This window comes from Candidatus Endoriftia persephonae (genome assembly GCF_023733635.1).
In the GTDB taxonomy this organism is placed as follows: Bacteria; Pseudomonadota; Gammaproteobacteria; order Chromatiales; family Chromatiaceae; genus Endoriftia; species Endoriftia persephonae.
Genome location: NZ_CP090569.1, coordinates 1,036,746 through 1,051,466, shown reverse-complemented (window position 1 = coordinate 1,051,466; position 14,721 = coordinate 1,036,746). Strand labels below are relative to the sequence as shown.

General features: G+C 55.6%; 13 protein-coding genes. 6 read left to right on the top strand and 7 right to left on the bottom strand.

Annotation, left to right across the window (positions count from 1 at the left end; genetic code table 11):
- Positions 1–35 precede the first annotated feature (35 nt).
- Positions 36–1,226: an alanine transaminase gene (gene alaC, locus L0Y14_RS04760; protein WP_006475418.1), complete on the bottom strand. Its 1,191-nt coding sequence runs from the start codon at positions 1,224–1,226 to the stop codon at positions 36–38.
- A 704-nt stretch (positions 1,227–1,930) separates the two neighbouring features.
- Here alaC and L0Y14_RS04755 point away from each other — a divergent pair.
- The 5 genes from L0Y14_RS04755 (at position 1,931) to L0Y14_RS04735 (ending at position 8,098) form a co-directional block, all read left to right on the top strand.
- Complete coding sequence (locus tag L0Y14_RS04755) at positions 1,931–2,674, top strand: PEP-CTERM sorting domain-containing protein (protein ID WP_081417689.1); 744 nt, start codon at positions 1,931–1,933, stop codon at positions 2,672–2,674.
- Positions 2,675–2,896: 222 nt separating this feature from the next.
- Positions 2,897–3,667 (top strand): PEP-CTERM sorting domain-containing protein, encoded by a 771-nt coding sequence (locus L0Y14_RS04750; RefSeq protein WP_039959626.1) that lies wholly within the window; start codon positions 2,897–2,899, stop codon positions 3,665–3,667.
- Positions 3,668–4,648: 981 nt separating this feature from the next.
- Positions 4,649–5,788, top strand: coding sequence for an FIST signal transduction protein (locus tag L0Y14_RS04745; RefSeq protein WP_005959097.1), 1,140 nt, complete (start codon positions 4,649–4,651; stop codon positions 5,786–5,788).
- The gene (locus L0Y14_RS04740; RefSeq protein ID WP_240991705.1) at positions 5,785–7,656 is read left to right on the top strand and encodes a putative bifunctional diguanylate cyclase/phosphodiesterase; all 1,872 of its coding nucleotides are present in this window, start codon (positions 5,785–5,787) and stop codon (positions 7,654–7,656) included. Before L0Y14_RS04745 ends, L0Y14_RS04740 begins: the two co-directional genes overlap by 4 nt.
- A 70-nt stretch (positions 7,657–7,726) precedes the next feature.
- Complete coding sequence (locus tag L0Y14_RS04735) at positions 7,727–8,098, top strand: Mth938-like domain-containing protein (RefSeq protein ID WP_006475419.1); 372 nt, start codon at positions 7,727–7,729, stop codon at positions 8,096–8,098.
- On the opposite strand, the gene L0Y14_RS04730 is transcribed toward L0Y14_RS04735, so the two are convergent.
- The gene (locus tag L0Y14_RS04730; RefSeq protein ID WP_006475420.1) at positions 8,095–8,631 is read right to left on the bottom strand and encodes a hypothetical protein; all 537 of its coding nucleotides are present in this window, start codon (positions 8,629–8,631) and stop codon (positions 8,095–8,097) included. The genes L0Y14_RS04735 and L0Y14_RS04730 overlap by 4 nt on opposite strands.
- A gap of 231 nt (positions 8,632–8,862) precedes the next feature.
- Between L0Y14_RS04730 and L0Y14_RS04725 the strand changes: the two genes are divergently transcribed.
- The gene (locus L0Y14_RS04725) at positions 8,863–9,543 is read left to right on the top strand and encodes a hypothetical protein (RefSeq protein WP_005959093.1); all 681 of its coding nucleotides are present in this window, start codon (positions 8,863–8,865) and stop codon (positions 9,541–9,543) included.
- On the opposite strand, the gene ccoS is transcribed toward L0Y14_RS04725, so the two are convergent.
- From ccoS to L0Y14_RS16370, 5 genes are all read right to left on the bottom strand, one after another.
- On the bottom strand, positions 9,528–9,737 hold the full coding sequence (gene ccoS, locus L0Y14_RS04720; protein WP_010085314.1) for a cbb3-type cytochrome oxidase assembly protein CcoS: 210 nt from the start codon (positions 9,735–9,737) through the stop codon (positions 9,528–9,530). The two genes, L0Y14_RS04725 and ccoS, sit on opposite strands and share 16 nt — an antisense overlap.
- A 28-nt stretch (positions 9,738–9,765) precedes the next feature.
- Entirely contained in the window at positions 9,766–12,279 is a 2,514-nt protein-coding gene (locus L0Y14_RS04715) for a heavy metal translocating P-type ATPase (RefSeq protein WP_305790620.1), read from the bottom strand.
- Between the two features lie 24 nt (positions 12,280–12,303).
- A complete protein-coding gene (locus tag L0Y14_RS04710; RefSeq protein WP_039959621.1) occupies positions 12,304–12,807 on the bottom strand; it encodes a FixH family protein in 504 nt (167 codons plus the stop codon).
- Between the two features lie 81 nt (positions 12,808–12,888).
- Positions 12,889–14,283 (bottom strand): cytochrome c oxidase accessory protein CcoG, encoded by a 1,395-nt coding sequence (ccoG, locus tag L0Y14_RS04705; RefSeq protein ID WP_006475423.1) that lies wholly within the window; start codon positions 14,281–14,283, stop codon positions 12,889–12,891.
- 282 nt (positions 14,284–14,565) lie between these two features.
- The gene (locus L0Y14_RS16370; RefSeq protein WP_006475227.1) at positions 14,566–14,688 is read right to left on the bottom strand and encodes a hypothetical protein; all 123 of its coding nucleotides are present in this window, start codon (positions 14,686–14,688) and stop codon (positions 14,566–14,568) included.
- Positions 14,689–14,721 lie beyond the last annotated feature (33 nt).

The window sequence follows — 14,721 nt, the reverse complement described above, 5'->3', positions numbered from 1 at the left end:
ACTCTCCTTCAATTTCAATTCGACCCTGAGCGGACTCAGGATTTGATCAGACCGTCGCGACGAAACATGTCACGGATGCCGCGCACCGCCTGGCGGGTGCGGTGTTCATTCTCTATCAGGCCGAAGCGCACATGGTCGTCGCCGTGACTGCCGAAACCGACCCCCGGCGAGACCGCCACCCTGGCCTCCTGAAGCAGTTTCTTGGAGAACTCCAGCGAGCCCATCTCTTTATAAGGTTCAGGGATCGGCGCCCAGACGAACATGGTCGCCTTGGGTTTTTCCACCTGCCAGCCGATGTGGCAGAGCCCCTCGCAGAGCACATCACGACGACGCTGGTACATGTCGCGGATCTCTTCCACACACTCCTGCGGCCCCTCGAGCGCAGCGATGGCCGCCACCTGGATCGGCGTGAAAGTGCCATAGTCGAGGTAGGACTTGATCCGCGACAGGGCTCCCACCAGGGTTTTGTTGCCGCACATGAAACCGACTCGCCAACCCGGCATATTGTAGCTCTTCGACAGAGAGTAGGACTCGACCGCGATATCCTCAGCACCAGGGATCTGTAGGATCGAGGGGGCCTTGTAGCCGTCGAAGACGATGTCGGCGTAGGCCAGATCGTGTATCACCCAGATATTGTGCTGCTTGGCGATCGCCACCACCTTCTCGAAGAAGTCGAGCTCGACACAGTGGGTCGTGGGATTACCGGGGAAGTTGAGCACCAGCATCTTCGGCCGCGGCCAGGAGTCCTCGATCGCCTTCTGCAGCTCCTCGAAGAAGTCCACATCGGAGCGCATCGGCACATGGCGCACATCGGCACCGGCGATGATGAAGCCGTAGGGGTGGATCGGGTAAGCCGGGTTGGGCACCAGCACCGAGTCGCCCGGGCCCACGCAGGCCAGCGCCAGATGGGCCAGCCCCTCTTTGGAACCGATGGTGGCGATCACCTGGGTCTCGGGGTCGAGATCCACGTCGTAGCGGTTCTTGTACCAGCGGCTCATCGCCCGGCGCAGTCGCGGGATGCCCTTCGACATGGAGTAGCGGTGGGTGTCGTTGCGGTTCGCCACCTCGGTCAGCTTGTCGACGATATGCTGTGGCGTCGGCTGATCCGGGTTGCCCATGCCAAAGTCGATGATGTCTTCGCCCCGCGCCCGCGCCGCTGCCTTGAGTTCGTTGACAATAGCGAACACATAGGGCGGCAAGCGCTTGATTCTTGGGAACTCTTCCATCTCGGACGTGGACACGGGGACCTCTGCTCTCTTAATAGGTGACAAGGGCGGGTAAATTAACTGAGCAGCAGGGAAAGATCAATTTTGCTGGGGCATTAGCAGAGCAGCATGGGGCCGGGGCCAATATAGAGGCGAGGCGCGCCCAGCGAACGGGATGTCGATTTTTCTACACCACCTCTGCAACACATGAGAAGCGCGATGCCCTGATATATAAGGTGGGATGGCCCAAGTTTTCAGAACAAGCAAAGCTGAGGGGCACGCAGTCAACACTACCGTCGGGATTCTTTACACCTTTCAGCGGGAACAGCCAAAGTAAGCTAACTTATTGATAGGACATGCATTCCTGTCAACACACAGACAATTCCTGGCGTTTTCTGTTGAATTTATAGCCAATATCGGAGCGATACCAGCAATAGATGCGTCGAAATTCTTTACACATCAGCCAATTCGCCAATATCCAGCCAACACACCATCTGAAAACGACATAAGTAGTGTCGCATCACGGTTTGATTATTTTGCCCGTATTCCTTTCACGCAAAGACCAGAAGTGTGATCCAGCTCCTATTAATCAGACAGCATATATGTCGCATAAATTTCTTCTGCTTTTGGCATGGTACCTGCGCTATCAGACTCGTAGTCATCTGAACAAGCCAAGACTACAAAACATGCCACAAGCTTTTGACACAAATTTTTAGGGGACGGAAATGAAAAAACTGTTGAGCTGCTCAGGAATTTACTTAAGCCTCTCGCTCTTGCTTCACTCAACATCATCCTTCGCTGTTTATCAGTTTCTTGACATGAATACCCTTCCTACCGAAGAAGGCTGGTCTGTCTGGGCAGCTGAGGGTGGTTCGGCTGAAATTATAACTGTTGCTGATGGAACGTATAACGACAGTGACGTTCTAGAAATCAAAGGCAATAGCTATTATGAGTTTTTCGCTCCAAACGATTGGAAGAATAATGTCAATCAAAATCATTATAAGTGGTGGTGGGTTGAAACTCGCATGCGTGTACTAGCAAATGAACAGGGCTCTGGAGACCCGTTCATCTGGATCAATGAAGCTGACCAACTTTCGATATTTAGTTTCTTTGAGGATGGAGTCAAGTTTACCTATCCAGAAACCACTGACCTTATCTCTTTTGACACCTCAGACTGGCTCACCTATTACTTGATGGGCTCTATATTTGACAACAAGGTTTATCTTCAGGTTGAAAAGGAAGGGACATTACTTATTGACGACTGGTTTATATATGAACCTTCATGGCCTGGCTCAGGAACACCAGGTTTAATTTTCGGGAATGGAGGTGGAAACAGTTACCAACGCACGCAATGGGACTACTTCACTTACTCGATTCCAGAGCCAAGCAGCATCTTCCTTATGGGCACCGGATTAATTGGTATTGTATCTTTAAAGCGACATCGCAAAAACACTCACAAATACCAGTAGACCAATAGAGCCAAGCTCGCTGATCAAGAATAGGGGACAAACCACAGCGTCCAGACTTCTAGCGAAGCCGTGGGCTGCCCCCATTCATTTACTGAAGACAATATATAGTATTGGATAATCATTAAAACAAAACCAACCATAATTGCCGTCTGATTACATTACAGAAAATCGAGCCCCTCTCAGATCAGACCAGCCAATCAACACAAAGAGGACCAAATACAGATGAAAAACACAAAACGCACCATAATTAGCGGCTGCATCTGCACTGCCCTCATGTTTACTGCCGGTGCAGCTCAGGCGATACAAGTAACCTTGAACATGAATACACATCCAACAGATGAAGGGTGGATTGTGTCTGAAGACACGACAAATCAGGGCCTTTCATTTGTAAACAACGGGATTTTAACTATCTCCACCCCTACCCTAGGCTTTTATTCATTTCGAGACCCAGGCAATTGGTTTGCCAATGTAGATCACTCCGCTGGATGGACTGTCAAAACCAGAATGCGACTAGTTGCATCAGAAGAGCCTCAATGGAATGTAGACCCCGCTGGCATCTGGATAGATGACAAAACCAATCATGAAATATTTGGTGTTTATGCTGACGAAGTAGGCTTTACACGCACCTACCAGAATAACCAAGTTACAAAGCTCATGTTTAGTATCGACACATCTGAATTCCATACTTATGAAATAATCGGCCAAGGTGACATAATTAAGCTATTTATTGACGACCTACTTGCATTAACGCGCCCCATAATTGGCAATACTGGGCTTCCGCCAGGCCAGCTTGTTTTTGGCAATAACACTGGCAGCGCGAACGTGACCCAGTGGGATTATTTCTCATACACGGCAGGAGTGCCGGAACCTGCAAGTCTAGCCCTTCTGATCACTGGCCTACTCAGCCTGGTCGGCGTACGCAAACAAATAAAGACTCAATCAAAAAAACCCATAGAAAACAATAGGGGACAGACCAGAATGGCACTGACTTAAGCCCAATCGATTGATTAGCTAGGCATAATTAGGGGACAGACCACAGTTTCTTTAATTATATGAAATTGTGGCCTGATTATAAAAGGACGGCACAGCCTGTCACTCAACCCATCCATTCCTATCCAAGTTAAAGAGAAAGGCCATGAAAAAAAGACACTGATTATTTCGCTACTCGTTCTTTCTTTTGCCTCCAACGCTCAAGCCTTTGATTGCACTGGCACCTGGGATCTGATTGCTAATGGTTTCAATTTAGAAATTCACATCGTTGGAGCTGGCGGAAATAATTTCAGTGGTACGATAATAGGCAACGAGCCAACGACGCGCGTCTACAATGGATCCTGTAATGATAGTGATCATAAGATCACTTTCTTGCGTCAATCCAATCCTATTGGCAATATGGGAGCAATACTACGAAGGGTATTTCTGGAGAAAAAATAATAAAACAGGTGCTGCAGGCAGCTTTTCCCAGAATACAGGACGCAAGCGCAGCTTTTACATGCTGAAGAAATAAATGTGAACAAGAAATCAATGGAGCCAGACTCAAATGGCACTAAGTTAAGGGTATTTAGCATGACCCATCAATAGCTGGCCCCCTTTGCAACGTTACTTATCCAGATACAAGCTTCGTGCAAAAGAAGTTTAACTTAGTGCCATTTAGATCAGGCTCGATTGATGGCCAGAATAGAGGCAAACCACGCTTTTAAAATGAAAACATGGTCTGTCCTTTTTGCCCTACCACCAACTCTTCCCTCCCCTATTTTTCACTGTGGTTGTTACCTCGCCGGACCACTTGCCACACCACCCCAGACCGACCAGCGCAAGTTCGTCATCGCATCTTGACCCCTTCGTCCTTCCGTAATACCTTCATTCCATTAGCGAATCACCAAGCGACGCCGCCTTTGTGAGACAGGCACTCAGGGCAGATGCTCGCATTCCCGCCGCGCAGACAGGGATATTGAGGCCCATACAGAAGAATTTCCCATGCAACTCTCCACCTATCAGTATTCACCTGACCGTGGATGGGATAAGCCGTTAGATCCCGCTCTGGACTCCGACCAGACATGGCTGATCCTATTCGGCACATCAGACATCGATGCCTTGGCATCGGGCATGGATAATCTTCGCACAGCCTTTCCGCAGGCGATCTGGATCGGCTGCTCAACGGCGGGCGAGATCCTCGGCCCCACGCTCAGCGATCACACCCTCTCCGTGGCTGTGCTCAGATTCACCCATACCAAACTGCGCTGTGCGGTGCGTGAAATCGACGATACCCATGCCTCCTTCAAGGCGGGTACACATCTAACGCAATCATTGTCAGCACCGGACCTCAAGGGAGTGTTCGTGCTCTCCGACGGCCTGAAGGTCAACGGCTCGGAACTCGTCAAGGGACTCTCTGAGAACCTGCCGGAAAAGGTCATCGTCACGGGCGGGCTGGCCGGTGATGGCGATCGCTTCCAGAAGACCTGGGTAGTGGTGGACAAGCACCCCCGCTCCCACCATATCGTCGCGGTCGGACTGTATGGCGAACATATTGGCATCGCCCACGGCTCACGCGGTGGATGGGATGTGCTAGGCGTAGAGCGCGAGGTCACCCGCGCCGAAGGCAATGTGCTCTATTCTCTGGACGGCCAACCGGCGCTGACACTCTACAAACGCTTTCTGGGCGAACGCGCGGCGGGCCTGCCAGCCACTGGACTGCTATTTCCCCTGGCGATCCGTAACGATCTGGAAGAGGATGGCTGGACGGTGCGCACCATCCTCTCCGTCGACGAGACCAAAAACGCCATCACCTTCGCCGGCGACATCCCCCAAGGCAGCTACGTGCGCCTAATGCGAGCGAATTTTGAGCGATTGATCGACGGTGCAGCCGACGCGGCCGACAGCGTCACGCTACAGGATTATCCTGGCGGCCCTCTACTCAGTGTGGCAATCAGCTGTGTCGGGCGCAGGCTGGTGCTAGGCCAGCGCACCGAGGAGGAGATCGAGGCCTCGCTAGACGGCCTGCCACAAGGCACCGAGCAGATCGGCTTCTACTCCTATGGAGAGATATCACCCTTGGCGAGCGGGCGCTGCGACCTGCATAATCAGACCATGACCCTGAGCCTGTTTTGGGAAAAGTGAACGAAGAGCTCCACCGGCTGCTCACACGACAGCTGCGCAAACTCAGCCTGAGCCCCGACCAGCCACCTGAACCCGCATCCTGGCAGGAATTATTATCCCGAATCGACCAGGCCTATCACGACGCCGACCAGGATCGCTACACTTTGGAGCGTTCGCTCACCCTCTCCTCGGAGGAGATGCAGGCCCTCTACCAACGCCAGAAATCCTCCTACGAGACGCGCCTGCACGCGATTGTTGGCGCGCTTCACGATCTGCTCTTTCTCAACGATGAGGATGGCCTCTATCTGGAGGTGCTCACCGCGCGCAATGATCTGCTCTACCGACCTGCGGAGGAGATTAAAGGTAAGACGATCCATGACATCTTCCCGCCCGAAATGGCGGAGCAGTTCCTCTCCACGATCCACAAGGCCCTGCAGAGCCAGACCCTGCAGGTCATCGAGTACAACCTCAACATTCCATCCGGTTCCGACTGGTTCGAGGCCCGCATAATGCCCACGGAACTGATGGTTAACGGCAAACAAACCGTGATCTGCCTGGTGCGAGATATCAGCGAACTCAGGCGCTCGCGCGAAGCACTGAAGCACATGGCCACCCACGATCCGCTCACCGGCCAGGCGAACCGCAAACTATTCGAGGAGAGACTCGACCAGGCCCTCAGCCGCGCAACCCGCACCGGCCATGCCGGCACTGTCATGTTCCTCGACCTTGATCGTTTTAAGATCATCAACGATTCACTTGGCCATGCAGTAGGCGATGAGCTGCTCAAACAGGTAACCGGACGACTGAAAGAGGTGTGCCGGACGGAGGACACCATCGCGCGCCTCGGCGGTGACGAGTTCGCCCTGCTGATCGAGGATATCGACTCCAAGGCCGACGCAGAACATATCGCCGACAAGATCCTGCAGCGCTTCTCCGCACCCTTCTTTGTACAGGGGCACGATCTGGACATTACCGCCAGCATCGGCATTACCCTGTTTCCTTTGCACGGTAACGACGGGAGTGAGTTGATCAGGCAGGCGGACGCCACTATGTATTCGGCCAAGAACGCTGGACGCAACTGCTACCGCCTGTTCAACCATGCGATCTCCCAACGTGATCAGGCAGCATTCGGTCTGGAACGACAGCTGCGACGAGCAATAGTCAACGAGGAGCTGTTTCTTGAATACCAGCCTCAATTCAGACTCTCGGATGGGCAGCTGACCGGCCTCGAGGCCCTAGTGCGCTGGCGCTCTCCTGGGCGCGGCCTGATACCGCCCGGTGAATTCATCCCCATCGCCGAAACCAGCGGCCTGATCGACGAGATCGGCCTATGGGTGTTCCACAGCGCCTGTGAGCAGGCCGCCGCATGGGATAAGGAGGAGCTGGAGTATTGCAGGCTTGCCATCAACATCTCACGACGCCAGTTGATGCACAATCACCTGGGGCACTCCCTCGCCGAGGTCCTGGCAGCCACCGGCGCCCGCGCCAGCCGACTTGAGTGCGAAATTACCGAGAGCGCCGTCATCGAAGAGGCCAGTGTCGCCAGCCACAACCTGCTGGCCATGTCGCAACTGGGCCTGCAGCTAGCCATCGACGACTTCGGCACCGGTCACGCCTCACTTGCAAACCTCAAGCGCTTCCCGCTGAACCGACTCAAGATCGACCGTACCTTCGTCAATGACGTGGGACGCGATCCCGACGACGAGGCGATCATCCGCGCCACGGTCTATCTGGCGCACGGACTGGGCCTGGAGGTCATCGCAGAGGGTGTGGAAAACGAGATCCAGAAAGGTTTTCTTCGTGAGACAGGCTGTGACGAGATACAGGGCTATTTATGCGGCCGGCCGATGCCGGTGGAGCAGGCCACCGCACTGTTGCGCAAAGATTGAAGCAGCCCGCAAATAGATGGCCCTGTCGGAGCCGCTTCAGCCACTCCGAAAAATCGGGTATGGTCGCCCCATGAAATTCACTCAGGATATAAGCAGCGGCCAGAACGTGATACGCGCCTATTCAAAAGGGCATATCTCGATCAACGGGATCGCATTTGAAGAGAGCCTGATTATAACGCCGGCGACGATTATCGAGCAGTGGCGGCCACAGCGTTTCGAAGATCTGTGCGAGGATGACTTCGCAGCAGCCGTGGCCCTGGAACCGCAGCTGGTAATACTCGGCACCGGCGATCGCCACGCCTTCCCCCACCCATCGCTGCTGCGGCTGCTGGTAGAGCGGGGAATCGGCCTGGAGTCGATGTCCACCGCGGCAGCCTGCCGCACCTACAACATCCTGGTCAGCGAGGGGCGGCAGGTCGCCGCCGCACTGATCATCCGTTAGGTTCCTGGCTGATTCTCCGGCTCTGCGAGCGCCACCACACCATCAGGCTTGGGATATTTCAGCAACAGGCTGCGGGGCATCTTCTGTTGGTCGGTCTGGTGCAGCGCATCTGACTCCATGATGATCAGGATCAGTACGGTCACCATCACCGGCAGGATGCTGCCCCCTCCGACTACCGCATAGACCGCCACCTCCATCATGCCGAAGTAGGTGTAGCCGATCCATCCCGCAAAACACACCAGCAGGGCGAACATGATCATGCCAAGAAAGACACGGCTACGGGCCGCAGCCAGCTGCCAGTGGCACATCACATACCACTCATCGACCTGGCACGAGCGGCGTGCCCGCCACAGGGTATAGAAGAGCGTTATGAGCGACACAACGGGTACCAATGCGACCGGTTGCCAGAAGGAGCGCGCCACCCCCAGCGAGGCGACAAACCAGAGGATGTGGTTGCCAATCAGGTTGGTGAGGAAGACTTCATGGGGAATCTTCGCCTTGTGTGCAGCCGCTTCGGATATCTCGAATTTCATCGGGCTCAGGTAACTCAGCAGGGGAATGGGATCAGGCAACCCAAGTTACCATATCGCAACCGGAAATTTCATCTCACGCCATCGACTTCTGCATCCCCGCCGGCGCGGCCCTTGCAAATTGACAAGAGCCAAAGCGAGCCTAGCGTTGTAGAATCCCCCATTGCCGGCGGACCCGGGATCATCGATCTGCTCTCGTCCGCCTCCACAATTACCAGCCATTAGCAGAGTCAGATGGATAGAAAAATCCTCTTCGGAATCCTTGCCGCCACTCTCGTCGCCGTCAGCCTGGCCGTCATGCTGCCCGGAGGAAAGGCCCCTGACGCAGAGCCAAAACTCCCCTGGAGGATCAGCCTGGATGCGCTGGGCAACTCCCGCGTGTTCGGCCTCACCCTGGGCAAGAGCACCCTGGCGGATGCCCGTCATCTGCTCAGGGATGAAGGCAAGGTCTCACTCTTCATCTCCAAGGGCGAAGCCCCGGTGCTAGAGGCCTATTTCGAACGCATGGCACTGAGTGGCCTGAAGGCCGATTTCGTGTTCGTATTGGAGGCCGACGAGAGTCAGCTGCAGGGCTTCTATGAACGGGGGGCGCGCATCGCCCGCACCACAGAGATGACCAGCAAGGTCGATCTCGCCTTTGAGGATATGCAACAGGTGGCGCAACTGCCGATCAAGCTGATCAACTACATCCCGGTCACCAACCTGGACGAGGCGTTGATCCGCAGCCGATTTGGCGAGCCCGACTCGCAGATCCCGGAGGGTGATTCTGGGGTGATGCACTGGATCTATCCGGCGCAGGGTCTGAGTATCAGCCTCAACCCGGAGGGTAAAGAGGTGCTGCAGTACACCAACCCCGCAGCGATAGAAACGCTGATCGAATCGATCAAAAACAACGCCGCTCAACCCTCGTCCTGATCCTCGGCATCGGGCATACGCCGCTCCGGGGAGCGGCGTTTCTTCTTCGGGTCAGCATCATCGTCCATCAGGATGCGGTGGGCCTCACCCTCGAGGTCATCGAACTGCCCACTGCGGGCGGCCCAAAATAGCACCACCACCGCCACCAGGCCGAGGAAGATCATGCCCGGAATCAAACCATAGATAACTTCCATCCAATACCCCCAAGTTAATCTAATAATTCTAGCGGGAGTCGACACCGCGGAACAGGGTGCGAATGCGGGCCGCATTGCTGATCACTGCCAGCGAACTGATCGGCATCGAGATCGCCGCCACCAGCGGTGTCACCACCGCCGCCATCGCCAGCGGCACCATGATGATATTGTAGAGGATCGAGATACCGATATTCTGGCGGATGGTGCGCAGAGTGCGCCGTGACAACCCGGTCGCCAGCCGCACCTTCTCCAGCTCACTGCTCATCAACACGATATCGGCGCTGGCGATGGAGACATCGGTGCCCGATCCCATGGCAATGCCGACATCGGCGCGTACCAGCGCCGGCGCATCATTGACGCCATCCCCCACCATCGCAACCTTGTGGCCGTCCCGCTGCAGTCCGGCGATCACCTGATCCTTCTGCTCGGGCAACACCTCGGCGATCACCTCCATTCCGCCCAGACGCTCAGCGATCGCCTCCGCCGTCTGGCGCCGGTCACCGCTCAGCAGGGTCAGCTGCATCCCCTCCGCCTTCAGGTCAGCGATCAGCTGCGGCGCGTCGGGCCTGATCCGATCTTCGATGCCGATCAGCAGTTGCTCTTTGCCATCCAGCGCCAGATGGATCACCCCCACTCCCTGGGCCTGCAACTCCTGCTCGGCCTGATCCAAATTACTCAGACGCGTTACCTCTGAGCGCTCCATCCAGGCAGCACTGCCTGCAATCAACTCGCGCCCGGCCACTTCGCCGCTGATCCCCATGCCTGGGTGGTTTTTGAAACTGTTGACCGCAATCTTGCGGTAGTCGCCGCCCTGCTGTTCTACCCAGCTGAGAATCGCCTGTGCCGTGGGGTGTTCCGAGTAGCGCTCCAGTGCCGCCAGCTGGCGCAGCAGATCGACGAGCGGCTCGGGCATCGACTCATCGTCGCTAATCTGCCAGCGACCTGCTGCGCTATGAACCGCCACCAGCGACATACGCCCTTCGGTGAGGGTACCGGTCTTGTCGAACACGACATGATTGATGCTGGAGAGGCTTTCGAGCACCTCGCCGTTCTTCACCAGGATGCCATACTTGGCCCCTAGGCCGGATGCCACCGCGATCGACATCGGCGTAGCCAGACCAAAGGCGCAGGGACAGGTGATAATCAGCACCGAGGTGGCCGCCAGCAGGGCCACCTCAAAATCGGTTTGCAACCACCACAGAAAGGTGGCGCTGCCCAGCGCCAGGGTGACCGCCACGAACCAGGGCACGATCTGGTCCGCGACACACTGGATCGGCGCCTTGGAGGCCTGTGCCTCTTCTACCAGACGGATGATGCGCCCCAGCGCAGTGTCCTTGAGCGCGCCTTCGACTTCAATCTTCAGCATGCCATGGCCGTTGATGGTACCAGCTGAGACCGACGCGCCGACCCCCTTCTCCACCGGCAGCGACTCGCCGGTCAGCAGCGCCTCATCCAGGGCACTCTCTCCCTCGACGATCGTACCATCCACCGGAATTCGCTCGCCGGGACGCACCAGCACCAGTTCGCCCCGTTGCACCGCGCGGATCGGCACCAGTTCCTCCTGGTCATCGCGCAGCACTGTCGCCACTCGCGGCTGCAGATCGAGCAGGCGCTGGGTGGAAGCCACCGCTTGGCGCTTTGAGATCGCCTCCAGATAGCGGCCAACCAGTATCACAAACAGGAAGTTGACCACCGTATCGTAGTAGACATCTCCCAACTGCGAGCCGGAAAGAGTCACATAGACCGAGTAGAGGTAGGTGATGGAGGCGCCGATGGCGATTGGCAGATCCATGCCGAGGTGGAAGTTCTTCAGACCTGCCCAGGCGCCTTTGAAAAACGGATGGCCTGAGTAGAGCAAGACCGGTGTCGCTAGGGCAAAGCCGACCCAGTGAAACATGCCGCGAAACTCACCCTGGTCCGCGCCTGAGTAGAGCGCAATCGAGATCCATAGCAGGTTCATCATGCCGAAGCCGGCAAAGGCCATGCGGTAGAGCAGATTACGATTCTGCCGTTTCAGCTTGCCCTCGGCCACTTCGGGGTCGTAGGGCACCGCCGCATAGCCGATCTGCCCCAGGCGCTCGATGATGCGGGAGAGCTTCAGCTGTTGGTTATGCCACTTGAGATGCAGCCGCTTTCCCGACAGGTTGACACTGGCATGGGCAACCCCTGGCATGGCGCGCAGAGTGTGTTCGATCAACCAGACACAGGCGGCGCAGTGGATCCCCTCCACCAGCAAATGGATATCGCGCAGTTCACCCAGATCACCAACGAACTCCTCCTGCACCTCATCCAGATCATAGAGGGCGAGCTCTTTGGGCAGTTCAGGCGGCGGCGCCAGACTGGCGTCCTCCGGGGTGCGTCGATAGAAGCCCTCGAGGCCAGCCTCGTAGATCGCCTCACAGACCACTTTGCAGCCAGTACAACAGAAGTGCTGCTGCTCGTCCTCGATACGGGCGACCACATCGTCATCTGGCGGTATCGGCAGGCCGCAGTGGAAACAACCCGACTCCGGTATCGTCCCATCAGGCGTTTCGCTAGACAAAACCCGGCCCTCTAACATCTACTCTCAGGGCATCCAGTCGATACCGACCCCGATCCGCTTGGGCGTATTGAACTCATCCTCACCCCGTTTCACGCTGACCAGGATGTCCCAGGCGCCGAGCAACGGAAAGCGCAGTTCCGCTTCATAGACTCCAGGCGCCACCTGCAGCATCGGTACCGAGAAGTCCTCTGCTGCATCCGAGGGACGATAGGCGTGGAACATCACCTGATCTACCGTCACCGGCTGATCCGACTTGTCTTTGACCGTGAAACGGGCAGCAATTAGCTGGTCAACATCGATCTTGCGCGGCAGCTGGATTTTCATCTGCCAGCCCGGATCATTGGCACGCCGCTTCATCATGTTCTCTTCGTAATCCTGACCACGCTCATAAAAATCTTCATTCACCAGGCCGGGATTGTTATCCACCGCCATGAAGATCATGAACAGGTTCATCGAGAAGAAGATGGCTACCATCGCCACCCAACCGATCACCCAGGGGCTGCGCCATGCGGAATTCTTGTCTGCCATATCGTCACTAATCGTCACTTAAGCCAAAAACAGAGGGGCGGACCACTGGTCCGCCCCTGGAGCCTACTTAGTATATAGAAGTCAGTACCTTGGACCAATAAAGATACTCTCTCGCTGGGCCTTCAGTAGCTCTTCACCCAGCTGCCCCTCCACATGGAAGATGATCGGTGTCGTCTCCTGCTTGAGCAGCTTTTTCGGCACCCTCACAAAGACAGTCCGCGGGGTGACCTTGCCGTGCCGGGCGGTTGTCACCAGGTCGGCATCCACCAGGATCGCTCCGTCAATACCACTGATGCTGATCTTGGCCGGTATGTCGCCCGTCATCTTGTTGAGGATTTTGAGCGTGTATTTGTTCTGGATCGAGCCATCACTCTGCAGCACGAACAGCGGCTGACGGGAGTGAATCACCTTTATCTCGAGCGCATCGAGTGTACTCATGCCATAGCCTATCCCCAACAGGGCAGCCGTCATGATGATGCTGTAGACCCAGACCCGTGGACGCTTCAGCAACGGGCGACTTTCCTTGCCATTCAGGGCATCCAGCGACTCGTAACGAATCAACCCCGTTGGCCGACCAAGCTTCTTCATCACCGAGTCACAGGCGTCAATGCAGAGCGCGCACATGATGCAGCCCTCCTGCTGGCCATGGCGGATATCGACACCGGTCGGACAGACTGCGATGCATTGGTTGCAGTCGACGCAGTCGCCAGTCGTGCGCTCCTCTTCGGAAACACCTTTTTTCACGCGTCCGCGGGGCTCGCCACGATGGAAGTCGTAGGTTGGCACTACCGTGGTATTGTCGATCATTACCGCCTGAATACGGGCATAGGGACAGAGCCAGAAACAGGTCTGTTCACGCAGGAAACCTGCCAGCACATAGGTGCCCACGGTAAATAGGGCAATGGAGATGATGGCTGTCGAACCCAGAGTGAAGCTCACCAAATCCGCCCACAGTTGGAAGGCATCAACAAACCAGGCGACAAAGCTGATACCGGTGAGGAACCCGATAACCAGCCATAGCAAGTGCTTGGTCAGTTTGATACGGATCTTGTTGACATTCCAGGGCGCCTTGTCGAGTTTACGGCGCTTCTGAGGAGCCCCCTCCAGCTTATCTTCAATCCAGGCATAGATATCGGTCCAGACAGTCTGAAAGCAGAAAAAACCGCACCAGATACGTCCAGCCAGAGCTGTCACTACAGCCAGCAGAATCGCAAAGAACAGTAGCGTGAGGGAGAGCATCCAGAAATCCTGTGGCAGGATGGTCACGCCGAAGATATGAAACTGGCGGTTGGGAATATCAAACAGAACTGCCTGGCGATCTCCCCAGCGCAGATAGGGACCCAAAAACAGGATCAGCCAGAAGGAATTTGCATACCATTTATAGCTGCGCCATTTGCCTTTCATGCGCTTGGCATGAATGGTCTCTTCGCCGGTATTAAGCTGCCAGTGTTCCGCCTCGTCGTACAGTTCCTCCATTGAGGATTGCTGGGAAGTGCTCTTTTCTGCGCTCAACGGCCTAGCTCCTATTGGATGAAGAATAATCCAGATTGTTCCCCATCATATCCGGCAAATATCATCAAAACCAATGCGTTTTATCAATCCAAGAATCGCTCTGAAGATATCTTCAGATGTATGCAACAACACCATCAGACAAAGTGCATGGCCTCACCTCTTCACTCATTCATACCGTAGCCAAACCCGATTTCCCATAAAAAAAGGGGGGGTAACCCCCCCTTTTTTTATGGGTATATCATGGAATCATTTGTGCTTTTCAGCATCGCCCTTGATCAAGGCTGAAACCTTGAAGCCCAGAAAGATAATGATCACCACACAGATCACCACGGAAATGATGGATCCCCAAAAAACAGCATCGGCATTCATAGCACATCCCTCGATTCTTGGCCACATGGGAGG

What these genes read in the sequence shown, in the direction of transcription:
- alaC (WP_006475418.1), bottom strand. Translation starts at nt 1,226, where the DNA reads ATGGAAGAGTTCCCAAGAATCAAGCGCTTGCCGCCCTATGTGTTCGCT.
- L0Y14_RS04755 (WP_081417689.1), top strand. Translation starts at nt 1,931, where the DNA reads ATGAAAAAACTGTTGAGCTGCTCAGGAATTTACTTAAGCCTCTCGCTC.
- L0Y14_RS04750 (WP_039959626.1), top strand. Translation starts at nt 2,897, where the DNA reads ATGAAAAACACAAAACGCACCATAATTAGCGGCTGCATCTGCACTGCC.
- L0Y14_RS04745 (WP_005959097.1), top strand. Translation starts at nt 4,649, where the DNA reads ATGCAACTCTCCACCTATCAGTATTCACCTGACCGTGGATGGGATAAG.
- L0Y14_RS04735 (WP_006475419.1), top strand. Translation starts at nt 7,727, where the DNA reads ATGAAATTCACTCAGGATATAAGCAGCGGCCAGAACGTGATACGCGCC.
- L0Y14_RS04730 (WP_006475420.1), bottom strand. Translation starts at nt 8,631, where the DNA reads ATGAAATTCGAGATATCCGAAGCGGCTGCACACAAGGCGAAGATTCCC.
- L0Y14_RS04725 (WP_005959093.1), top strand. Translation starts at nt 8,863, where the DNA reads ATGGATAGAAAAATCCTCTTCGGAATCCTTGCCGCCACTCTCGTCGCC.
- ccoS (WP_010085314.1), bottom strand. Translation starts at nt 9,737, where the DNA reads ATGGAAGTTATCTATGGTTTGATTCCGGGCATGATCTTCCTCGGCCTG.
- L0Y14_RS04710 (WP_039959621.1), bottom strand. Translation starts at nt 12,807, where the DNA reads ATGGCAGACAAGAATTCCGCATGGCGCAGCCCCTGGGTGATCGGTTGG.
- ccoG (WP_006475423.1), bottom strand. Translation starts at nt 14,283, where the DNA reads ATGGAGGAACTGTACGACGAGGCGGAACACTGGCAGCTTAATACCGGC.
- L0Y14_RS16370 (WP_006475227.1), bottom strand. Translation starts at nt 14,688, where the DNA reads ATGAATGCCGATGCTGTTTTTTGGGGATCCATCATTTCCGTGGTGATC.